The organism is Alteraurantiacibacter palmitatis (assembly GCF_037154115.1).
Classification (GTDB): Bacteria; Pseudomonadota; Alphaproteobacteria; order Sphingomonadales; family Sphingomonadaceae; genus Alteraurantiacibacter; species Alteraurantiacibacter palmitatis.
On sequence record NZ_JBANRO010000010.1, the window covers coordinates 99,634 to 119,747 of the forward strand.

The following is a 20,114-nucleotide window of genomic DNA, read 5'->3' on the forward strand; positions in this document are numbered from 1 at the left end:
GATCAGTCCTTCTCTTTGATGTCGGGACCAGCGCCGCCGCCGTGGCTGTCGCCAGCCTTGACCGTGTGGGCGACGACGGTTGCGCCGTGGGTCATGGATTGGCGGCGTTTCATCGCGGCGGCCCATGCGGGCTGGGTGGACGTGCTGGCCGATTCGGAACCGCCAGCGGTTGCGGCGGCCTGCGCGGGTCCGCCGGTGATCGTGCCGCCCGTTGCAGTGAACCCGGCGCGGGCGCCCGAGCGGAAGTTGGACTTCATCGCCTCGCCGCCCTTGGCGGCCGCCTTGCGCAGCGGCGAGAGAACGGCGCTCGCCGCGCTTCCCGCTGCCACCTGGCCGACCGCGGCCATGCCGCCCGCGACCGCGCCTGCGCCGCTCTTGCCGAACGAACCGAGGCTGTAGGCGCTGGTGGCGCCGCCCGCCATTTGCGCGCCGCCACGGGCAGCGGCGCCGGTCATCCGGCCTGCCGCTCCGACAGCGGAACCGGCCGCGCCCACGCCAAGCCGTGCGGCAGCCGCGCCACCGACCAGCGCGCCGCCTGCGGCCAGCGCGGTCCCGGCCGCAGCACCCGCGCCAAGCTGCGGGCCACCCGAGACGATGCCGTTGGCGATGCCGGGGCCGAAGATCGAAAGGCCCAGCAGCGACAGCGCGGCCAGCGCAATCGCCATGACCTGATTGATGTCGGGTTCCGCGCCCAGCCCGGCGGTGGTGAATTGGCTGAACAGCGTGGTGCCGATGCCGGTGATGACGGCGAGCACCAGCACCTTGATGCCGGTCGAGACGACATGGCCCAGCACGCGCTCGGCCATGAAGGCGGTCTTGTTGAAGAAGGCGAAGGGCAGCAACACGAAGCCGGCGAGTGTCACCAGCTTGAACTCGATCAATGTGATGAACACCTGCACCGCGATGATGAAGAAGGCGAGCACCACGATCACCCAGGCGAGCAACAGCACGAGGATGAGCGCGAGGTTCGAGAACACGGCCCAAAGGCTGGAGAACTGCCCCGCCGCATCGAGCAGGGGCTTGGCGGCTTCAAGCCCCTTCGCCGCGATCGTGCCGGGCTTCATGAACTCGTCTATGGTCAACGCCCCGCCGCTGGCCTGGAGACCAAGCCCGGCGAAGCTTTCGAACACGATGGTCGCGAGCAGCGAGAAATTGCCGATGATGAAGGCGAAGGTGCCGATGTAGAGGGTCTTCTTGACGAGACGCTGGAGCACGTCCTCGTCCGCACCCCAGGCCCAGAACAGCCCTGCGAGCGTCACGTCGATGGCGATGAGCGTGGTCGAGAGGAACGCGACCTCGCCGCCGAGCAGCCCGAATCCGCTGTCGATGTAGCCGGTGAAGACATTGAGGAAATTGTCGATAACGCCCGTGTCGTTCATGGCGCGACGCCTTCATCCGGCGCCGTGCCGCTGCCGCGCTCCATCTCGGGCGCGGGTTCGTCCTGGCGGAAAAAGCGGCGGCGGTTGGCGGCCCAGGCCGCCTCGCAGCCGCTATCCGGCATGGTGAGCGTGGCGCAGCGATCCAGCTCGCGAGCGAGCCTGGCTCGGCCTTCGTCCACCGGCAGGACGAGCGGGGGCACGGGCGCAGGCTCATCGGGCTGGACGGCGGCGACGATCGCCACCGCCATCATCAGCCCGGCCAGCGCCGCCACCCCTGCGATCTTCGCCGTGCGCGACATGGGGCGTCTCAGTTGCCCATGAAGCGGCGGAACCGCTCGCGCCCTTCGGCCTCCTCGGCCGCCTGGCGGGCGGATTGCAGGGCCTGCGCCCGGCCCTGCGCCGCGACGGCGGCGGTGAGGTCGGCAAGCTGCTGCGATTGCAGGGCGAGGAGTTGGTTGCCCGCCTGCGCCGCCTGAAGCGCGCCCGTCGCGGACTGGCTGGCCGAGACCAGGCTGTCCATCGTCGTGCGGGCGCCCTCGATATTGCCGACGACGCCGGCCTGAACCTGCAAGGCATCCTGAAAGGCGCCGACGCTATCCTCCCAGCGGGCATTGGCGTTGGCGACCATTTGCGCGTGATCGCCGGTCAGCACCGCGCCCTTGTAGCGGCCGTTGAACGCCTGCTGGATGTCCTGCACGTCGTAGGCGATGCGATGCGCTTCGCCGAGAAGCTGCTGCGTGCGCTGCACCTGCTGCTGGAGCTGCTGGAGCGACGAGAATGGCAGCGAGGTCAGGTTGCGCGCCTCGTTGATGAGGCTCGTCGCCTGGTTCTGGATTTGCTGAATCTGGTTGTTGATCTGTTGCAGCGACCGGGCGGCCGTCAGCACGTTTTGGGCGTAATTGGTGGGGTCATAGACGATCCCGCCGAATTGCGCGTAGGCCGGCATCGGCAGGATGATCGGCACGACGGCCGCGCTGGCGAGGATGCCGGCCACGATGGCACGGCGAATGGCGGGCAGTTTCATGAGGGCATCTCCATGTCTGGCGTGAGGGGAAGCTGGTGCTGGCGGTCGGAGGCCGGTTCCGGCAGCAGCTCGACGGCCCAGGCGCAGCCGCGGTGCCGCAGCCATTCGGCGGCGAAGGCGCTTTGCCCGTAGGCTTCGATGATCTCGGTGATGCGGAGCTGGTCGGACTTGGCCGAGGCGGCGGTGAAGGCCAGCGCCACCTCGCCCAGCCCCAGCTCGAACAGCCGGTTCCCCCGCCGGCTCTGACAATAGTAATCCCGTTTCGGGGTCGCCCGGCTGAGGATTTCGATCTGCCGGGCGTTGAGTCCGAACCGCGCGTAGATGGCCGCGATCTGCGGCTCGGCGGCGCGCTCGTTGGGCAGAAAGATGCGCGTCGGGCAGGATTCGATGATGGCCGGCGCGATGCTCGACGTCTCGATGTCGGCGAGGCTCTGCGTCGCGAAGACGACGCTGGCATTGCGCTTGCGCAAGGTCTTCAGCCACTCGCGGAGCTGGGCCGCGAAATCCGGGCTGTCGAGGACAAGCCAGCCCTCGTCGATGATGATGAGTGTCGGCGAGCCGTCCAGCCGGCCCTCAATCCGGTGGAACAGATAGGACAGCACAGCCGCCGCCGATCCCGCGCCGACCAGGCCCTCGGTCTCGAACGCTTGCACGTCGGCCTCGCCCAGCCGCTCGGCCTCGGCGTCGAGCAGCCGGCCCCACGGCCCGCCGATGCAATAGGGCGCGAGCGCCTGCTTGAGCTGCTGGCTCTGCAACAGGACCGCAAGCCCCGTCAGCGTGCGCTCGGCCTGCGGCGCGCTGGCGAGCGAGGTCAGCGCCGACCAGATATGCTCCTTGGCCTGGGGATCGACCGCGACGCCTTCGGAGGCGAAGATCGCCGCCAGCCACTCGGCCGCCCAGGCGCGTTCGGCGGGATCGTCGATGCGGGAGAGCGGCTGTAGCTGGACGCCGGTATCGGCATCATCGGATAGCCCGCCGCCGAGATCCTGCCAGTCCCCGCCCATCGCCAGCGCGGCGGCGCGGATGCTGCCGCCGAAATCGAACGCGAAGACCTGGCCGTTTTCGTAGCGGCGGAACTGCATCGCCATCAGCGCGAGCAGGACAGACTTGCCGGCGCCGGTCGGGCCGACGATCAGCGTATGGCCGACATCGCTGCCATCGGGGTGAAGGGAAAACCGGAACGGGGTCGAGCCTTCGGTCTTGCCGTAGAGCAAGGGGGGAGCACCGAAATGCTCGTCCCGTTCCGGCCCCGCCCATACCGCTGACAGGGGGATCAGGTGGGCGAGATTGAGGGTGGAGATCGGCGGTTGCCGGACGTTGGCGTAGGTGTGGCCGGGCAGTGAGCCGAGCCACGCTTCTATGGCGTTCATCCCCTCGGGGATCGTGGTGAAGTCCCGGCCCTGGACGATCTTCTCGACCAGCCGCAGCTTCTCGGCGGCAATGGCGGGATCGCGGTCCGATACGGTGACGGTCGCCGTCACATAGGCCATGCCGGCATAGTCGGCGCCCAGCTCCTGCAAGGCGGTGTCGGCGTCGGCGGCCTTGTTCGATGCGTCGCTATCGACCAGCGCCGAAGCCTCGTTGGTCATCACTTCCTTGAGGATCGCCGCGACGCTCTTGCGTTTGGCGAACCATTGGCGGCGGATGCGGGTGACCGCGCCCTTCGCGGCCTTCGCAGGCGTCGAAAGACGGCGGGCGAACCGGGCCTGCACCCCCATCCCGCGCCTCTGCGTGGGTGGGGGCCAAGCATCGCGCTGGACGGCAGGGCGGCGGCTAATTTGCTTCGCGATGCAAAGCGGCCCCTTGCGGGCCGCGGCGGAAATTAGCCGCCGAACGCCGTTGCCGGGCCGGGGCGGCTGTCGTCCCGAACGCCTCTCAAGAAGGCAGCAAGGGCGTGGTCTCTCCGATGACCAGCAGCGTTATCGCAACCGACAGGCCGGACCTTCCCAAACCCCGAGCCGAACCTCCGCCGCCTTTCCGGCTTCAGCCCGAGATGGCCAGGAACCGGCCCGCATCCTCGGGGATGAGCTGCGTGCCGAGGACCGATCGCAACCGCTCGGCTCCGATCAGGCGCAGATCCTCGTTGAAATCGCCGAGCATGGGCGAGAGCGGCACGACCTCGATCCCGGCCGGCGAAGCCCGCTCGGTCAACCTCGTCAACGCCGCGTCGCCGGATGGATCGTCGTCGCGAGCGACATAGAGGCGTCGAAGCGCAGGCGGGAACAGGATGGCCGCGAGGTGGGACGAGGATAGAGCGGCGATCATGGGCATTGCGGGCATGATCGAACGCAGGGACAGGATGGTTTCGATGCCTTCGCCAGCGGTCATCACCCTGTCCGCTCGCCCGAAACGGACGCCGTGCCCGAGAAGGAAACCCATCGCGCGCCGAGGCGTCGCCACCGGGGCCTTCGTCGATGTGACAGGGTCGATCCAGGTGCGATGAACGCCAGTGATCGTGCCGTCGAGATCGGTGACGGCGGCTATCATGGCGGGCCATGCGCGACGAGTTCCGGGCAAGTCTTTCCGCGACGGGGTGTAATAGCAGCGCGGATGGAAGCGCAGGGGATCGTCGGTCCGCAAGCCGGTGATCGCACGGTCATGCAGATAGGCTTGAACGACCGATCCACGGACAGGCTCGGACGCGGCGAACAAGCGCCTGGCGGCTTGCGGCGAGCCCGTGGGCGCCTTCGGCTCGCGCGCGGGATGCGGACCATCGGCGCAAGGCTCGGGATGTGGCAGGCTGAGGAAGCTCCGCGCCTCGTCCAGCGTGTCGCGGAGATGCGCATGGCCACAGGCGAGCGCGATGATGTCGAGCAGGTCGCCATGCTCGCCTGTCGCGGCATCGGTCCATTTTCCGGCTTCGCCCCGTCCGTCCTCCGTTCCCCAGAGCCTCACATAGAGGCTGCGCCCCGGCGTATTGTGGGCATCGCCGACCAGCCAATAGCGGCCTTCACGATGCCCCTTCGACAGGTAGTGGCGGCACACCGCCTCGGCCCGGTCGCCGAGACGGTGCGCCAACTTGCCTGCCTGATCCGACAGCCGGCCCATCACGCAGCCGTCCGGTCGGCGATGCGCTGGAGCGGCCATCGCTTCATGATCCGTTCCAGCACCGCGACGCCACTGGAATCGACCGGCACGAACATGCGCAGCGTCCACGAGATGATTTCGTGGAACAGGCCGTAAGCGGTCAGCCGCTCGCGCATGGGGTCGGTAAAGCCCGTCAGCTCGATCCGGTAGGCGTTCATGACGCGCACGCGGCGAAGCTGAAGGCCCTCGGCCAGGTCGAGGACCGTGCGACCGTCCATCAGGGCGGCAAAGGCGGCCTGCGGGTCGAGGCTCGGAGCATTGTCGTTGGCTGTCGCCGTCGCCACCCAGGCCGGCGACACGCGGCGGCCGACGATCCGCTCGCCGTCATCGGTCTGGAGCCGATAGACGCGGGTGGATTCGTTGGGCAGGCGCTTCCAGATCGGGAGCAGCAAGCCGGTGACGATGTGCATGGTGCTCGTGGCGAACTCCGGCACTTCGGCCAGCTCCGCCTCCCATGCGCGGGCGAAGTCGGGACGGCTCGCTTCGCGCCATTGCGTCTGCGCCATCGCCTCCAACGGCATCGGCGTCGATTCCATAGGCCGGACCAGGCGCACGCGGCTCTCGATGCTGCCGTCGTCGAGCATGACGCCCTTCGTCGGTATCTGCACCGCCGCGCGGCCGGACTGCGCGTTGACCAGCAGGACCGCACGCGGGTCCGAAAGATGGTCGAGCGCCTTCGCCAGCGTAAGCGGCCGATTGCGGTCCTTGCGTTCGATCGTCAGCAACCTCGTCTCCGCCGTGGTGCCCGGATGCGTATAGATGGTGCTCCGGTCGGCAATCGTGAAGCTCTCGGCCCGTAGCGTCTCCAGACCCAGCTCGTAGGTTCCCGACGCGATGGCCCCCTCGATGCGGGCGGTCAGCAAGTCCTCGAACGCCGTGAACAGGATGTTCTGGAGGTCGATGGTGAGCGCCAGCATCCGGTTGAGGAAGGTGGTGATCGGCGGCAGTTCGTTCTTGAGGCCGGTGTCGTCGCGCAGGTTGAGACCCGTCGCCTCCTCGAAGGCCAACAGCGAGCATCCCTCGACCTTGCCCGCATAGAGCAGCCGGTAGAGCTGGCGCAGCGCGTCGCGCGCATATTGCGATTCCAGATTATCCTCGGGCCGGAACAGCCCCTGGCCGCCGGTCTGCCGCTGGCCGCGCGTGATCGCGCCCAGCGTGTCAAGCCGGCGCGCGATCGTCGAGATGAACCGCTTCTGCGCCTTCACGTCGGTCGTGACCGGCCGGAACAGCGGCGGCTGCTTCTGATTGGTGCGGTTGGTGCGGCCGAAGCCCTGGATGGCGTTGTCGGCCTTCCATCCCGCTTCCAGCAGATAGTGGACGCGCAGCCGCTGGTTCCTCGCGCCGAGGTCGGCGTGGTAGCTGCGGCCGGTGCCCCCGGCATCGCTGAAGATCAGGATGCGCTTGGCGTCGCTCTGGAACGCATCGGTCTCGCCGACATTGGCCGAGCCCGGCCGGCTTTCGACGACATAGCGGTCGATGCCGTCCGAGCCGCGCCGCTTGACGATGCGGCGCGAGCGTCCCGTCACCTCGGCGACAAGATCGGTCCCGAAGTGGTGGATGATCTGATCGAGCGCGGCGGGCACAGGGGCCAGCGAGGCGAGCCGTTCGATGAGCCGGTCGCGGCGCTCGACGGCCTCGCGGGATTCCACGGGATTGCCGTCCGCGTCGGTGACGGGCCGCGAGGACAGATTGCCCTCGCTGTCCGTGAACGGCTCGTAGAGCTGCACCGGGAAGCTGTGTTCGAGATACGAAAGGACATATTCGCGCGGCGTCACGTCGACGCGAACATCGTCCCATTCCTCGTTCGGGATGTCGGCGAGCCGGCGTTCCTGCAACGCCTCGCCGGTCGAGACGATCTGGACGACGGCGCTATGGCCGGCCTCCAGATCGCGCTCGATGCTGGCGATCAACGATGGCGTCTGCATCGCCGTGATGAGGTGATTGAAGAACCTCTGCTTCGCCGACTCGAACGCGCTACGCGCCGCCGACTTGGCTTGGGCGTTGAGCGTGCCGGTCGCGCCGGTGATGTTCGCGGCCTTCATCGCCGCATCCAGATTGTTGTGAATGATCTGGAAAGCGCCCGCGTAGGCGTCGTAGATGCCGATCTGCGCCGGGGTCAGCGCATGTTCGAGTATCTCATATTCCACGCCGTCGAAGGACAACGAGCGGGCGGAGTAGAGGCCGAGCGCCTTCAGGTCGCGGGCCAGCACCTCCATCGCCGCCACGCCGCCGTCCTCGATCGCGGAGATGAACTCGCTGCGGGTGGCGAAGGGGAAATCCTCGCCGCCCCACAGGCCGAGCCGCTGGGCATAGGCGAGGTTCTGCACGGTGGTCGCGCCGGTCGCGGAGACATAGACGACGCGGGCATCGGGGAGCGCGTGCTGGAGCCGAAGCCCAGCGCGGCCCTGCTGGGAGGGCGTTTGTTCGCCGCGCGCGCCCGTGCCTCCGGCGGCGTTCGCCATCGCGTGCGCCTCGTCGAACACGATCACGCCGTCGAAGTCGGCGCCCAGCCAATCGACGATCTGCTGGACGCGGCTCACCTTCTCGCCGCGATCCTGCGATCGGAGCGTGGCGTAGGTGACGAACAGCACGCCTTCGTCCAGCGTGATCGCTGTGCCCTGCCGGAAGCGCGAGAGAGGCGTCACTAGCAGGCGTTCCTGGCCGAGCGCCTCCCAATCGCGCATGGCGTCCTGATGCAGGGTCTCGGAGCGGCTGACCCACACCGCGCGGCGGCGGCCCTTCAGCCAGTTGTCGAGGATGATGCCCGCGACCTGGCGGCCCTTGCCCGCGCCGGTGCCGTCGCCGAGGAACCAGCCCCTGCGAAAGCGCACGGCATCCTGTGCATCGTCCGGCGCGGCGGTGACGACATCCCAGGTGTCATCGACCGTCCATGCTCCGGCGAGATGTCCGCTGTGCGCTTCGCCCGCGAGGATGACGGATTCGAGCTGGGCGTCGGACAGGACGCCATCGGCGACGAGGCTCGCCGGCAGGATCGGCCGATAGCTCGGCCGGGGCGGCGGGACCGAGGCCATCGCCGCGGACTGGACCAGCGGCGTCGGATGCGCCCTGGCGCCGTCGATCCGCAGCGATTGGAGCGCATAGGGCTCGTAGATGGCGTCGGTCAGGCGGCCGGCCTCGGCGGGCGTCCAGTCGATCACGTCATAGGCCAACTCCGCCACTTCGGGCAGCTTGGCCGGCGCAGCGGCCGGAACGGGCGTGACATGACGACGGCGCGCGGGCTTGGCCGACATCGCCCGCATGGCGACGGGCACGGCAACCGGCATGGCCGGTGGCGGGGTATCGGGACCGGACTCGCGCGGCGGGACATGATCAAGCACCCAGCCGAGCAGGGTCGCGGTGTCCGGGGCGACGCCGGGGGATGCTGGGAAGACGGAAGGATCGTCGGCCGGAACACGGTCGATCACGGTCAGCCGAGTGTCGATGGACGTGCCATGCTTGGCATAGACCCGGCCGTCGATCGCCGCCGAGAACAGGACGCGGCCCCGTTCCTGAAGCTGGGCGAAGGAGTCGGTCCAGGCGGGATTGTCGGGCGCGCAGCTCGCCCCGGTGATCGCGACCAGGCGGCCGCCCTCCGCGAGACGGGCCAGCGCCGAGCCGATATGGCGCAGGGCCGCGTCCTTCATGGTCCGATCGACATGCGCAACGGCCGAGAAGGGCGGGTTCATCGCCACCACGCTCGGCGCGATGTCCGCGCGCAGATAATCATGGATATGCGCGGCATCGTGGCGAGTGACGGGGCAATCGCCGAACAGGCCGGCGAGCATTTCGGCGCGGATCTCGGCCAGCTCGTTGAGAATGAGGCCCGCACCGCGCGTCTCGGCCTGGACGGCGAGCAGGCCAGTGCCGGCGGACGGTTCGAGCACCACGTCGCCGGGCCGGATCGCGGCCGCGATGGTGGCGACGAAGCCGAGTCCGGCCGGCGTCGAGAACTGCTGGAACGCCTGAGACGTCTCCGACCGGCGGGTATGGGTGGGAAGCAGCGCCGCCACCTTCTCGATCATCGCCAGCGCGGCGGCCGGCGACGCCGACTTGCGGAGGATGACGCTGCCGTATTTGCGCAGGAACAGGACCTGCGCCGCCTCGCAGGCGTCATAGGCGGTCTTCCAGTCCCAGGCGCCATCGGCATCGGAGCCGCCGAACGCGGTCTCCATCGCGGCGCGCAAGGCGCGCGCGTCGATGGCGCGGCCCCGTTCGAGGTCGGGAAGGATGAGCGCAGCGGCGGAGAGAGTGGATTGGGCGGTTGCGGCTAAAACGGGCGCGACCGGAAATGGCGCCGCAGACGCGGCGGGTGCAGCAAGGGTCATGGCGAATGTCCTGGGAGAGCCGGGAAGGAACGGGCCGCCGGACGCTCTCTCTCGATCCGGCCGACCCGCCCATTTCCGGCCCCCCTCTCACTCTCTCATGATGCGGGATGCGGAAGTCCTATGGCGTCGTCCCATAATATCTGTTATTCTGGATATATGGAATCAGAGTCGACCATCCTCGCCTTGAGCGCGCTCGCCCAACGGACGCGCCTCGATACCTTCCGCTTGCTGGTGCGGCACGAGCCAGACGGCCTGCCGGCCGGCGAGATCGCCCGTCAGCTCGACGTCCCGCAGAACACCATGTCCGCCCATCTTGGCATCCTGTCGCGTGCGGGATTGGTGAAGTCCGAACGGCAAAGCCGGTCGATCATCTACCGCGCCGACCTCGATAGGTTGCGCGCGCTCACCCTGTTTCTGGTCAAGGACTGCTGCGCCGGAAAGCCGGAGCTATGCGCGCCGCTCGTCGCCGAACTCACTCCCTGCTGTTGAAGGAGACCGCTATGTCCGCCGATCGCGTGTTCAATGTCCTGTTCCTCTGCACCGGAAATTCGGCGCGCTCGATCCTCGCGGAAAGCGCGCTCAACAAGCTGGGCGAAGGCCGCTTCTGCGGCTTCTCGGCTGGGAGCTTCCCCAAGGGCGCGGTCAACCCGATCGCGCTCCGGCTGCTGGAGCGCATCGACTATCCGACCGAAGGGCTGCGCTCGAAAAGCTGGGAGGAGTTCTCTCAACCGGATGCGTCGCATATGGATTTCGTGTTCACCGTCTGCGACGACGCGGCCGGTGAGACCTGCCCGGTGTGGCCCGGCCATCCGATGACGGCCCATTGGGGCATCGAAGATCCCAGCCATGTCGAAGGGACGGACATCGAACGCGAGCGCGCCTTCGTGACGGCTCTGCGCTATCTGGAAAACCGGATCAAACTGTTCCTAGCGCTGCCTATCGCGGCCCTTGAAGCCAAGGCGCTTGGCGCGAAGCTGCGCGAGATCGGCCATGCCGAAGGCTCAACCGCCCGGCGCGGGGATGCCGCGTGACCGACATCATCATCTATCACAACCCGGAGTGTGGCACGTCGCGCAACGTGCTGGGCCTGATCCGCAATGCGGGCTTTGAGCCGCATGTCATCGAATACCTGAAAACGCCGCCCACACGCGCCTTGCTCGTCCAACTCATCGAGCGCGCGAGTCTCACGCCGCGCGACCTACTGCGCGAGAAGGGCACGCCCTATACCGACTTGGGTCTGGGCGACGCTTCCCTGTCTGACGAAGCCCTTATCGACGCGATGATGGCGCATCCGATCCTCATCAACCGGCCACTGGTCGTCTCACCGCTGGGCGTGAAGCTCTGTCGGCCATCGGAAGCGGTGCTGGACCTGCTGCCTGCGCCACAACAGGGCGCGTTCGCCAAGGAGGACGGGCAGCAAGTCGTCGATCAAACCGGCGTGCAGGTGATCTGAGGCATGGCAACTGTTCCCGCCGGCACCGCGCCGGCCCGTCCCGGCATCTCCTTCTTCGAGCGTTACCTGACCCTATGGGTGGCGCTTTGCATCGTCGTCGGCATCGCGCTCGGTCATGCTCTGCCCGACCTGTTCGGCGTGATCGCCTCGGCCGAAGTGGCGCGGGTCAATCTCGTGGTCGCGGTGCTGATCTGGCTGATGATCGTGCCGATGCTGCTCAAGATCGACTTTGGTGCCTTGGGATCGGTGCGCCGGCACTGGAAGGGCGTCGGCGTCACCCTGTTCATCAACTGGGCGGTCAAGCCCTTTTCGATGGCGCTGCTCGCCACGTTTTTCCTTGGCTGGCTGTTCGCGCCGCTGCTGCCGGCAGGTGAAGCCTCTTCCTATATCGCCGGGCTGATCCGCCTCCGCGTATCCTGTTGCTCTACGGCTCCTTGCGCGAACGGTCTTTCTCGCGCCTCGCGGTCGAGGAAGCCGCGCGGCTGCTCCGGTTCTTCGGGGCAGAAACGCGCATCTTCGATCCATCCGACCTGCCGTTGCCCGACCAGGTGAAGGGCGACGACCATCCCACCGTCCATGAGCTGCGCGACCATGCGCTGTGGTCGGAAGGTATGGTGTGGTGCAGTCCCGAGCGCCACGGCCAGATCACCGGCATCATGAAGGCGCAGATCGACCATCTGCCGCTGGAGATGAAGGGGATGCGCCCGACCCAGGGACGAACGCTCGCAGTCATGCAGGTTTCGGGCGGCTCACAGTCGTTCAACGCAGTCAACACGCTGCGCCTGCTCGGCCGCTGGATGCGGATGTTCACCATCCCCAACCAGTCGAGCGTGGCGATGGCCTACAAAGAGTTCGACGAAGCCGGGCGTATGAAGCCATCGAGCTATTATGACCGCATCGTTGATGTGATGGAGGAGCTGGTTCGGTTCACTGTGTTGCTGCGCCCGCACGCCGCGCAGCTTGTGGATCGCTATTCCGAACGCAAGGCGGCGGGCGTCGTGGTCGATCCCGCCAACGATCTTTCGGCTATCGCTATTCGGTAGAATTGAAGTTGACGATTGCGAACGAGGTGCGCCTCTACATGGCAAAAAAAAAAAGGAGCCCGCCCCCCAGCCGAAGCGCAGGGACGGGCTATGCGAAGATCAGGCGTCAGGAGCGGTCGACAGCTTCCAGGTTTCGTGTCGGGCCTCGTCGATTACGAAGCCATGCGGGCCGGAGCAATATTCATCCTTGGGCACGAGAAACCCACGATACGGCCGCCGGCCGCGTTTCCCGCCGAGCGCCGCGACGCATTTCACGAAGCCCGGCGAACTCCTGGACCTGCTCGCGGATACGACGATCCAGTCCTGAGCATGGGCCTCCTCGAACAGGCGGCGATCGTTCTCGAAGGATTCGCCTGACGCGAGGGCGCGGCCGTGGACGGCTTCCCAGCACTCGGGGAAGGTGTTGCGCAGGGTCTTCTCCGCGATGCGCCGCTCGTAGGCCGTGAACAGCTCCGGGAAGCCAAACGCGACCTTCACCCACTCGCAGTCTTCCTCATACCAGCCGCTATCGACGCGCAGCGCGGGAGGCATGACGGCGTTATGGGCGTCATCGAGCTTGAAGCCGCCGTGGCTTGCCGTGGAGTGGAAGACCACGCCTTCGGCATAGACTTCGGCGCCCTGCGACCAGTCCCACGGCGTCCAGACGCCGTTGGCCGGTTCGCGGGTGCGGCCGATTGCCCGTTGTTCACGACAATGCTGGACATATTCTTCGACATGAGCACGGAAACCGGCCTCGGTCGGGACTATTCCGGCGGAGCCATAGAAGTCGGCCCGCGTCCACTCGGCTATAGGCCGGTTGGGACGCCACGCGCTTTCGATGCGTAAGCCCTCCGCGTCCGGGACGGCAAGGTAGGCGAAATCACCAACCAGTGCCGCCAGGTGGCCATCGGCGGTGAGACCATAAATGGCCTCGATCGGAGCCCCGCCGCTCATGCCGCCCTCCCGAGGGTCACGGCTTCGTCCTCGCCGACGATCTCAGCAATAGGATCGCAATAGCGGTTCTTCGCCATCCACGCCTCGGCCTCGGCCATGTCGGACGCGAGGCGGTGCAGCTCGACCCGGCCGCCGCGCCGCGAGAACACGCGGACCATGCCGGGCGCGGGACGTTCGAGAACCTCGAAGCAAAGATCGGTCGTGGCCTGAAAACCCCGGTTCACGACCATGACGATCGTGCCGTTCGAGCCGTAGTTGGCGAGGTGCAGCGTGAAGGTGGCGGGAAATGGCGTGCCGCCGAGCGTGCAGGCAGCCGACTTCTCGACCAGACGGCCCGTGTCATTGCGGCTCTTCCAGGCGGACAGCTTGCGCCGGAAGCGTTCGGGCGGTCGCGGCGTGCCATCGAAAAAGCGCAGCGTGGTGCCGAGCGGAACGGAGTCCACGACAGCGTGGCCGTCGAGGACGGACGAAACGGCCGCGCGCGATGGGTTGTGGATGTTGTCGGACATGATGTTTCTCCGGGAGAGCGGGAAAGGAGCGAGCCGTCCGATGCTCTCTCTCAATCCGGCCGGCTCATCCGGCCCCCGGCCTTCCTCGGGCTCTGGCCGCCGGCCCCGTCATGGGACCGGCGGCGCGCGGCTCAGTTCGTGAGCTTGCCGGCCGCAATGTCGGCGATCCATTCGGCGGCCTCGTCGAAATCGGCGTCGCCGTCTTCGACCTGCCGCGCCAGCGCGACGGCGCCCGAGCGGCCGAGCTGCCCGAGGCGCTGAATGGCGGCGAGCAGGACGGGGGCGAGCGCCTCGGCGTCCGCCAATGCGATCTCGTCGATCTTCATGGGGATACTCCTATGATGAGGGTGGAAGCCGCCCGGCCGGAAGTGGCCGGGCGGCCATGCGAAAGGCCCGGCGCTCGGCCGGGCCGTTGGTCGGCATTGTGAAGAAAAAGGGGCGGAGCGGCCGAAACCACCCCGCCCGATGCGGCTATTCCGCCGCGATGGCGTATGCCGAATCCTCGGTGTCACCATCGCCGTCCTCCCCGAGGAACGCCGGGAGCGCCTCGCCCTCCTCGCCGTCAACCGACGTGTCGGCGATCGGCAGGACGGGTTCGACGTCCGGCATCCGCAGCGGCTCGGGAAGCCAGCCGGAATCGGCCAGCAGCCGCTCGGCTTCGCGGGCCATGTCGCCCTTCTTGAGGTGGTCGATCAGCCCGGCCTTCTGCGGCTCCGTGCCTTCTGCGACGGCTTCGAGGATGCGGGGCTTGGTGACGCGGCCGAGATAATTCTCGTAGGTCGGCCGCCAGCCGGTCGCCGCCATGTCGAACCCGATCGCGCGGGCCAGGACATTGGCGTGCTCGATCCGGCGCGCGACGCCATGCGCCGAGACACGGCCGCCGCCATGCTTCGGGACCGGCTCCCATTGCGCGTTCACCGCATAGGCCGCGCAATGGGCGAACAGGGCTGCCTGGTCGGCGCCGTCGAGCTGCTGGATCGCGTCCCAGGCATCCTTGTCGGACTTGGGAAGTCGCGCTTTCCAACCGGCGTGACGTTCCTCCATCGCCTTCACCGCCGCGCTTTCCCGCAGGCCCGATGCCTGGAACGGGAAATAGACGCGGCTGACCGACAGCTCCAGGCAGCTCTCCGTGCGCACCTGATAGAAGGTGGTGAGCACCATCGCGTGCAGCACGGCGGCGAAGGCCACCGAGGGGTTCTGCGCGAAGGCGTCCTGCAAGGCGACCGTCCGGGATGCGGTCAGCTCGGCCACCAGCCTGTCCGGCAGGGGCTTGATGACCTCATCGTCGTCATCGTCGCTGTCGGCAGCGACCGGCGTGGAAACCGCCGCGCCATCGGCACCCGCCGAGGCCGTCTGCGCCGCGATGTCGGCCGGTTCATCGCCGGACGGCTCGACGATCGCGTCGACCTCGTCGTCAGAGGCTTCGACGATTTCGTCCTCGGGCTCATCCTCCGGCCGCACATAGCCGCGGTCGATATAGAGCGTGCCGTCGGCTTCGAGACCGACGAACACGCCGGCGCGGGCCTGCTCTTGCGCGTCGTAGGTGAAGCGGCCGCGCGACAACGTGGCCAGCTCGACGTCGATGGCGGTGACGCGGGCCTCGACCTTGGCCGGAACATCACCCGTGCCCGCCCACTGTTCCTCCAGCGCATCGGCCTCGGCCCGAAGCTCGGCGATCCGGGCTTCATCCGCTTCGGTCGGCGGCTCGCGGGTGGCGTCGATCTCGCGGCAGTCCTCGTCGTAGCCATAGGGCAGGTCGATCAGCGCCTCGACCCATTTCCAGCCCTCGGCCTTGATCGTCTCCGCCTCGGCGTCGAGCTTTTCGGCGACCAGGCGGTCGAGCAAGGCAGGATCGGAGACCCAGCCGCCGTCGTCGGGCTCGAACAGGTCGCGCGTCGGCGCCGTGCCGCCCGCTGCGAGATAGGCGTCGAGACCGACGAACAGCACGCGCCTGTCGGAAACCGGCACCATGTCCTCGGTCAGCTTGTCGCGAATGAAGGTCGGCGACTTGTTGACGCTGTGGTCGAGCTGCTTCCAGAGCTGCTCCTGGCGCTTGTGATCGTCGCTGACCGTGAAGGCCATGAGCTGATCGAGCGTCATGTCGCCGGCCGCATAGACCTCGTGCAGCTTGGGCGAGACCGAGGCGAGCTTGAGGCGCTGACTGACGACAGCCGGCGTCACGCGGAAATGCGCGGCGATGGCCTGCTCGCGCTCGCCCTTGTCGTGCAGCACCTTCATGCCGCGGAACTCGTCGAGCGGGTGTAGCGGCTCGCGTTCGCTGTTTTCCGCGAGCGAATCCTCTTCGGCGAGGACGGGATCGTTGGCCGCCTTGACGACGCAGGGGACCAGCGCGTCCCCGGCCATGCGCTTGCGCTTCACGAGGATCGCCAACGCGCTGTAGCGCCGACCGCCGGCCGGCACCTCGAACATGCCGGTCTCGTTGCCATCTTCGTCGATCTGCGGCCGGACGTTGAGGCCGTGAAGCAGACTGCGACGCGCGATGCTGTCGGCGAGGTTTTCGATGGTCACGCCATTCTTCACGCGGCGGACGTTGGATTGGGACAGGATCAGCTTGTCGAAGGGAATGTCCCGCGACGGGCTCAGAACGATCTTGGGGGCAGCTTTTGCCATGTCGGTTACTCCATGACGGGCCGCCGGGAGACACTCTCTCGGCTACCCAGCCCGTCACGAAACCGAAGGCCCCCCTCTCACTCTCTCCATGTGCATGGCGGCCGTTACACACCGCACATGCCTTCGCACTCGTTGCCCCACAGATCGAGCTGGCCGCGATCGGCCGGCGTGCTGAGGTCCGCCTGGTCGAGCGGCACGGCCGAGCGATGCAGATAGACCTCGCCCCTGATGCCGCGCAGGCCGGTGCGGATCGACTGATCGACCTCCACCGCCTCGGCCCAGGCTTCGGGATCACGGTCGCGAATCTCGCGCCAGCGCATGTCGGAATGGAAGGGACAGCCGACGCAGGCGCTCTTGGGCGGGATCGGATAGTCGTGCCGTTCGAGCCAGCGCAGGCAGTCATGCCGCGACATGCGTTGCTCGATGAGCGGCCAGCGGTTGACCTGCCACGCCTCGAAGGAAGGCTTCATGCGGATCAGCTCGTCGAGCGAAATGCCGATCCATTGCTCGACGACGGGATGGTCGGGCGAGCGGCGGCGGGTCAGGCCGACCAGCTCGCGGGCCTTCCGCCGAATGGGGACGATCTTGTAGTCCTTGGTGCATTGGCGCCGGATCATGCCGACCTCGATGCGGCCGCGCTTCACCGTGCGGGTGAAGGCAGGGATCGAGGCCCAGCGTTCGCCGCCCCCGGCCCGCAGCAGGTCGGCTCGAATGTCGCCGGCCGAGACGATATACACCGGGAAGGGCAGCATGCCCCGCGACATGAGCCAGGCGAGATGTTCGCGCACGGCACGCGGCTCCCAGCCGGTATCCGCGAAGATGGCGCAATCGGGCATCGGCCCGATCTCGCCGTGGGCGGCCATCAGCGCCAGGGTGGTCGATTGGACGCCCGCACCCAGGCTGAGCACGCGCAACCGGATCGCGTCGCGGGATGGATTCTGGCCGAGGGTGATAAGGCCCGCCGGATCGTAGCCGGTGCGGGCGACGGTGGTGGTGAGCGCCATCGCGTTTCTCCGCGACGGGCCGGCAGGGGCCGCTCCCTCTGCCTCGTGAGCCCGTCACGGCCGACCGGGCGCGGCTCTCACTCTCAGCGGGGGCGTTGCGGGGGCTGCGGCCCCCGCAGAAGGGGTAGCGGGAGACCGCAAGGGCTCCCGCTCAGGGGAAGGCTTTCCCCTCAAGCCTTCTCGGCTCTTGCTCAATATTCTTATTATGTTCCACAATGCAGCTTTGCGAATCAAGGAACGGGATATGAGCGTGACGATCTGCGGCGAGGACCGCACGAGGTTGAAAATCATGGGCGACGTCGAGGCCGAGTTGTTGGTGCCCGAGGATTCCGACGGGCGCTGCTGGATCAGCGTTTCGGACGGCACCTTGATCGAGGCGGCCTATGGCGACGGCGATGCCTGCCGCTTCAAGGTCAGCGAGGAAGGCGCCGGCATCACGCGGATTCAACGCGATGGCGCAAACGATGTGCTGCGCTTGGACTGGCGGGTGGAATGGGTCGCGGTGGCGCCGGCCGGCAATGCCGCTCGCGCGGGACGCGGCGAACCGCTACCGGAATTGCCCGGCCTGTTCGCCTGATTGACCAGCGTGATCCAGCCAATGATTTTCAGTTATTGCAGTTAGACGCCGAAAGACCTATCTTGAGCGGGAGGAGTTCGCCATGACCGCCCATGTCCTAGAGTTCATCGAATTGTCGGATCGCGACCGCAAGCGCGCCGCCCGTCTTCCCAAGCTGCGCAAGGGGGATCAGGTCGAGGTCCGGGTTCGCGACAGCGCCGGCGGCGAAAAGGCCGTATCCCTGCCGCCTCGGGCGGCGGCGCTGATCGAGACCATGCTGGACCGGCTTTATCGGGGCGACCGGATCGCCTTGCTCGCCGAGGAGCAGGAAGTGACGCCGAATGAAGCGGCGTCGATCCTCGGCCTGTCGCGGCCGCTGGTGGTGCATCGCATGGAGGTCGGCGATCTGCCGTTCCGCTATGTCGGCAAGCATCGGCGTGCGCTCTTGCGGGACGTGCTGGTCCTCAAGGGACAGCTCGATCTCCAGAGAGACGCCCAAGGCGCGCTTGCGAAGGATACCGAGGCGCTGATGAGGGATCATGGCCTATAGTCCGCCGAGGGCGGTCTATGATGCCTGCGTCCTCTATCCCTTCCACCTTCGCAATCTGCTGATCCAGTGCGCCGCCGACCGGCTGGTCGAGGCGCGCTGGAGCGCGGAGATCCATGACGAGTGGATCAGGAACCTCGCGGCCGACACATCGGGCCTGTCGGTCGAGCGCCTGACGGCGACCCGCGATCTGATGGACCGGGTTCTCCCCGATGCCAACGTTTCGGGATATGAGCGGCATTTGCCGAACATCAATCTGCCCGATCCCGATGATCGGCATGTCGTCGCCACCGCGATCGAAGCGGAAGCGTCGATCGTCGTGACATGGAATCTGCGTGACTTTCCGGTGCCGGAACTGCGGCGGCACGGGCTGCGCAAGATGACGCCGGACGCGCTAATGGTCGCCCTTCACGAAGCTGTGCCCGCCGCGGTGATCGCTGCGACGGCCAACGCGCGTCGCAACCTGCGGGTCTCCCGAATATCGGTCGCAGACTATCTGGCGGCGTTGGAGAGGCAACGGCTGAAACGGTTCGTGGCTGCGATCGGCCCGCACGCCCGCAAGCTCTAGCGGCGGCGTGCTACTCGATGAAGGTTACGAGATTACGCAGGGTCGATGCCATCCCCGTCTGATGGTCTTCGGCGCTGATACCTAGCGACACGTTTTCGCAGGCGATGGTGACACGGGTTCCGTCCGCCACCTCGGCAAGTGTCGTCGTCACCCGCATCATGCCGGCGAAGGCAGGATCGTCGGACTGGAACGCGACTTCCTCGACGATCAATTCATAGGGGACCAGCTCGGCGAAGCGGCCGGTGAACATATCCTCGCGTGCAGAGGTCTTCCCGACCACGCCAGGCACGGGATCGTCATAGATGAACGCCATCCGATAGGTGCCGCCGGGACGCGGATCGAACGCCTCGATGCGCGCGCTCATGCCCTTGGGCGGCCGCCACGATGCGACGGATTCGGCGTCGGTCATGGCGCGGAAGATCGCCCGCGCGGGAGCCAGGATCGGGGAGACCGCAGGGCTCCCGCTCAGGGGAAGGCTTTCCCCTCCCTCCTTCTCGGCTCTTGCACTTTGTTCCTTATTTGTTCAGAATGCGGCTTTACGACTTTAGCGCACGCACCGGGCGCTTCTCCCAAGCCGAGCTTGGGCTATCGAGCAACTTTCTTGAGTAGTTTGTCTCATGTCGTTAGCGTCAACAATGTGCAAACATTGAGGTTCCTTTTTGCGAGTCGTGTGTGCGTGATGCTCTGCATCGCGCTCACGCTCATCTTTGCCGGCACGTCTCTGTCCGGTGTGATCGACACGATCCAGCACGCACCGGGCGCCTCGACCGAGCATCAGCATGTGCTTTTCAGCGACCTGACGGTCGAGCGGGACCATGCCGATGATCATCATGCGCCGCAGCCTGGCGACAACGATCCGGCCGATCATCTGCCCGGCAGCCATCACCATCATGGCGACAGCGGCTCGGGTATGCTCATCGCCACGCCGGCCGGTGCGACTCTGTTCGCAGTGACCGGCAATCCGCACGGCCTGGCGCCGGACAATCAGACGCTGGGCCTGCGCATCCCTGGCCCCGAGCGACCTCCAAAGACCCTGACGATGAACGCCTGAGCCC

18 protein-coding genes and 3 pseudogenes are annotated in these 20,114 nt (G+C 67.1%); 9 read left to right on the forward strand and 12 right to left on the reverse strand.

Going from position 1 to position 20,114, the window contains the following annotated elements:
* Window positions 1–2: 2 nt before the first annotated feature.
* The 6 genes and pseudogenes from trbL to WFP44_RS12820 all read right to left on the reverse strand — a co-directional run bounded on the left by trbL (window position 3) and on the right by WFP44_RS12820 (window position 9,815).
* On the reverse strand, window positions 3–1,379 hold the full coding sequence (gene trbL / locus WFP44_RS12795) for a P-type conjugative transfer protein TrbL (RefSeq protein WP_336926948.1): 1,377 nt from the start codon (window positions 1,377–1,379) through the stop codon (window positions 3–5).
* Window positions 1,376–1,678, reverse strand: coding sequence for a putative entry exclusion protein TrbK-alt (gene trbK-alt, locus WFP44_RS12800; RefSeq protein WP_336926949.1), 303 nt, complete (start codon window positions 1,676–1,678; stop codon window positions 1,376–1,378). Before trbK-alt ends, trbL begins: the two co-directional genes overlap by 4 nt.
* 8 nt (window positions 1,679–1,686) lie before the next feature.
* The gene (gene trbJ, locus WFP44_RS12805; protein ID WP_336926950.1) at window positions 1,687–2,403 is read right to left on the reverse strand and encodes a P-type conjugative transfer protein TrbJ; all 717 of its coding nucleotides are present in this window, start codon (window positions 2,401–2,403) and stop codon (window positions 1,687–1,689) included.
* Window positions 2,400–4,058, reverse strand: a pseudogene (locus tag WFP44_RS12810) (TraG/VirB4 family ATPase); the annotation flags it as partial. The gene trbJ and the pseudogene WFP44_RS12810, both read right to left, overlap by 4 nt.
* Before the next feature lie 328 nt (window positions 4,059–4,386).
* On the reverse strand, window positions 4,387–5,451 hold the full coding sequence (locus tag WFP44_RS12815; protein ID WP_336927001.1) for a DUF7146 domain-containing protein: 1,065 nt from the start codon (window positions 5,449–5,451) through the stop codon (window positions 4,387–4,389).
* Window positions 5,451–9,815, reverse strand: coding sequence for a strawberry notch-like NTP hydrolase domain-containing protein (locus tag WFP44_RS12820; protein WP_336926951.1), 4,365 nt, complete (start codon window positions 9,813–9,815; stop codon window positions 5,451–5,453). The genes WFP44_RS12815 and WFP44_RS12820 overlap by 1 nt, the downstream gene beginning before the upstream one ends.
* A gap of 156 nt (window positions 9,816–9,971) precedes the next feature.
* Here WFP44_RS12820 and WFP44_RS12825 point away from each other — a divergent pair, with 156 nt between their 5' ends.
* The 5 genes and pseudogenes from WFP44_RS12825 to arsH form a co-directional block, all read left to right on the forward strand.
* Complete coding sequence (locus tag WFP44_RS12825) at window positions 9,972–10,304, forward strand: ArsR/SmtB family transcription factor (protein WP_336926952.1); 333 nt, start codon at window positions 9,972–9,974, stop codon at window positions 10,302–10,304.
* A gap of 11 nt (window positions 10,305–10,315) precedes the next feature.
* On the forward strand, window positions 10,316–10,846 hold the full coding sequence (locus WFP44_RS12830) for an arsenate reductase ArsC (protein WP_336926953.1): 531 nt from the start codon (window positions 10,316–10,318) through the stop codon (window positions 10,844–10,846).
* Window positions 10,843–11,268 (forward strand): arsenate reductase (glutaredoxin), encoded by a 426-nt coding sequence (gene arsC / locus WFP44_RS12835; RefSeq protein WP_336926954.1) that lies wholly within the window; start codon window positions 10,843–10,845, stop codon window positions 11,266–11,268. Before WFP44_RS12830 ends, arsC begins: the two co-directional genes overlap by 4 nt.
* Before the next feature lie 3 nt (window positions 11,269–11,271).
* Window positions 11,272–11,694, forward strand: a pseudogene (locus WFP44_RS12840) (arsenic resistance protein); the annotation flags it as partial.
* Window positions 11,670–12,311, forward strand: a pseudogene (gene arsH / locus WFP44_RS12845) (arsenical resistance protein ArsH); the annotation flags it as partial. The pseudogenes WFP44_RS12840 and arsH, both read left to right, overlap by 25 nt.
* A gap of 99 nt (window positions 12,312–12,410) precedes the next feature.
* On the opposite strand, the gene WFP44_RS12850 reads toward arsH, so the two are convergent.
* From WFP44_RS12850 to WFP44_RS12870, 5 genes are all read right to left on the reverse strand, one after another.
* The gene (locus tag WFP44_RS12850; protein WP_336926955.1) at window positions 12,411–13,244 is read right to left on the reverse strand and encodes a DUF7007 domain-containing protein; all 834 of its coding nucleotides are present in this window, start codon (window positions 13,242–13,244) and stop codon (window positions 12,411–12,413) included.
* Entirely contained in the window at window positions 13,241–13,753 is a 513-nt protein-coding gene (locus tag WFP44_RS12855; RefSeq protein WP_336926956.1) for a hypothetical protein, read from the reverse strand. The genes WFP44_RS12850 and WFP44_RS12855 overlap by 4 nt, the downstream gene beginning before the upstream one ends.
* A 131-nt stretch (window positions 13,754–13,884) precedes the next feature.
* Window positions 13,885–14,079 (reverse strand): hypothetical protein, encoded by a 195-nt coding sequence (locus WFP44_RS12860; protein WP_336926957.1) that lies wholly within the window; start codon window positions 14,077–14,079, stop codon window positions 13,885–13,887.
* Window positions 14,080–14,224: 145 nt separating this feature from the next.
* Window positions 14,225–16,384, reverse strand: a complete 2,160-nt coding sequence (locus WFP44_RS12865) for a ParB/RepB/Spo0J family partition protein (RefSeq protein ID WP_336926958.1) — start codon at window positions 16,382–16,384, stop codon at window positions 14,225–14,227.
* 104 nt (window positions 16,385–16,488) lie between these two features.
* On the reverse strand, window positions 16,489–17,388 hold the full coding sequence (locus tag WFP44_RS12870; RefSeq protein ID WP_336926959.1) for a hypothetical protein: 900 nt from the start codon (window positions 17,386–17,388) through the stop codon (window positions 16,489–16,491).
* Between the two features lie 244 nt (window positions 17,389–17,632).
* Here WFP44_RS12870 and WFP44_RS12875 point away from each other — a divergent pair, with 244 nt between their 5' ends.
* The 3 genes from WFP44_RS12875 to WFP44_RS12885 all read left to right on the forward strand — a co-directional run bounded on the left by WFP44_RS12875 (window position 17,633) and on the right by WFP44_RS12885 (window position 19,059).
* A complete protein-coding gene (locus tag WFP44_RS12875; RefSeq protein WP_336926960.1) occupies window positions 17,633–17,965 on the forward strand; it encodes a hypothetical protein in 333 nt (110 codons plus the stop codon).
* Window positions 17,966–18,047: 82 nt separating this feature from the next.
* Window positions 18,048–18,494, forward strand: a complete 447-nt coding sequence (locus tag WFP44_RS12880; RefSeq protein ID WP_336926961.1) for a DNA-binding protein — start codon at window positions 18,048–18,050, stop codon at window positions 18,492–18,494.
* The gene (locus WFP44_RS12885) at window positions 18,484–19,059 is read left to right on the forward strand and encodes a PIN domain-containing protein (RefSeq protein WP_336926962.1); all 576 of its coding nucleotides are present in this window, start codon (window positions 18,484–18,486) and stop codon (window positions 19,057–19,059) included. The genes WFP44_RS12880 and WFP44_RS12885 overlap by 11 nt, the downstream gene beginning before the upstream one ends.
* Before the next feature lie 10 nt (window positions 19,060–19,069).
* Here WFP44_RS12885 and WFP44_RS12890 read toward each other — a convergent pair whose 3' ends face one another.
* On the reverse strand, window positions 19,070–19,528 hold the full coding sequence (locus tag WFP44_RS12890) for an SRPBCC domain-containing protein (protein WP_336927002.1): 459 nt from the start codon (window positions 19,526–19,528) through the stop codon (window positions 19,070–19,072).
* Window positions 19,529–19,738: 210 nt separating this feature from the next.
* On the opposite strand from WFP44_RS12890, the gene WFP44_RS12895 reads away from it, so the two are divergent.
* Window positions 19,739–20,110: a hypothetical protein gene (locus WFP44_RS12895; RefSeq protein WP_336926963.1), complete on the forward strand. Its 372-nt coding sequence runs from the start codon at window positions 19,739–19,741 to the stop codon at window positions 20,108–20,110.
* The last annotated feature ends 4 nt before the right edge of the window (window positions 20,111–20,114 follow it).

Bases quoted from the DNA above. Each gene is read 5' to 3' on its own strand.
- trbL (WP_336926948.1), bottom strand. From the start codon at position 1,379: ATGAACGACACGGGCGTTATCGACAATTTCCTCAATGTCTTCACCGGC.
- trbK-alt (WP_336926949.1), bottom strand. From the start codon at position 1,678: ATGTCGCGCACGGCGAAGATCGCAGGGGTGGCGGCGCTGGCCGGGCTG.
- trbJ (WP_336926950.1), bottom strand. From the start codon at position 2,403: ATGAAACTGCCCGCCATTCGCCGTGCCATCGTGGCCGGCATCCTCGCC.
- WFP44_RS12815 (WP_336927001.1), bottom strand. From the start codon at position 5,451: ATGGGCCGGCTGTCGGATCAGGCAGGCAAGTTGGCGCACCGTCTCGGC.
- WFP44_RS12820 (WP_336926951.1), bottom strand. From the start codon at position 9,815: ATGACCCTTGCTGCACCCGCCGCGTCTGCGGCGCCATTTCCGGTCGCG.
- WFP44_RS12825 (WP_336926952.1), top strand. From the start codon at position 9,972: ATGGAATCAGAGTCGACCATCCTCGCCTTGAGCGCGCTCGCCCAACGG.
- WFP44_RS12830 (WP_336926953.1), top strand. From the start codon at position 10,316: ATGTCCGCCGATCGCGTGTTCAATGTCCTGTTCCTCTGCACCGGAAAT.
- WFP44_RS12850 (WP_336926955.1), bottom strand. From the start codon at position 13,244: ATGAGCGGCGGGGCTCCGATCGAGGCCATTTATGGTCTCACCGCCGAT.
- WFP44_RS12855 (WP_336926956.1), bottom strand. From the start codon at position 13,753: ATGTCCGACAACATCCACAACCCATCGCGCGCGGCCGTTTCGTCCGTC.
- WFP44_RS12860 (WP_336926957.1), bottom strand. From the start codon at position 14,079: ATGAAGATCGACGAGATCGCATTGGCGGACGCCGAGGCGCTCGCCCCC.
- WFP44_RS12865 (WP_336926958.1), bottom strand. From the start codon at position 16,384: ATGGCAAAAGCTGCCCCCAAGATCGTTCTGAGCCCGTCGCGGGACATT.
- WFP44_RS12870 (WP_336926959.1), bottom strand. From the start codon at position 17,388: ATGGCGCTCACCACCACCGTCGCCCGCACCGGCTACGATCCGGCGGGC.
- WFP44_RS12875 (WP_336926960.1), top strand. From the start codon at position 17,633: ATGAGCGTGACGATCTGCGGCGAGGACCGCACGAGGTTGAAAATCATG.
- WFP44_RS12880 (WP_336926961.1), top strand. From the start codon at position 18,048: ATGACCGCCCATGTCCTAGAGTTCATCGAATTGTCGGATCGCGACCGC.
- WFP44_RS12885 (WP_336926962.1), top strand. From the start codon at position 18,484: ATGGCCTATAGTCCGCCGAGGGCGGTCTATGATGCCTGCGTCCTCTAT.
- WFP44_RS12895 (WP_336926963.1), top strand. From the start codon at position 19,739: ATGCTCTGCATCGCGCTCACGCTCATCTTTGCCGGCACGTCTCTGTCC.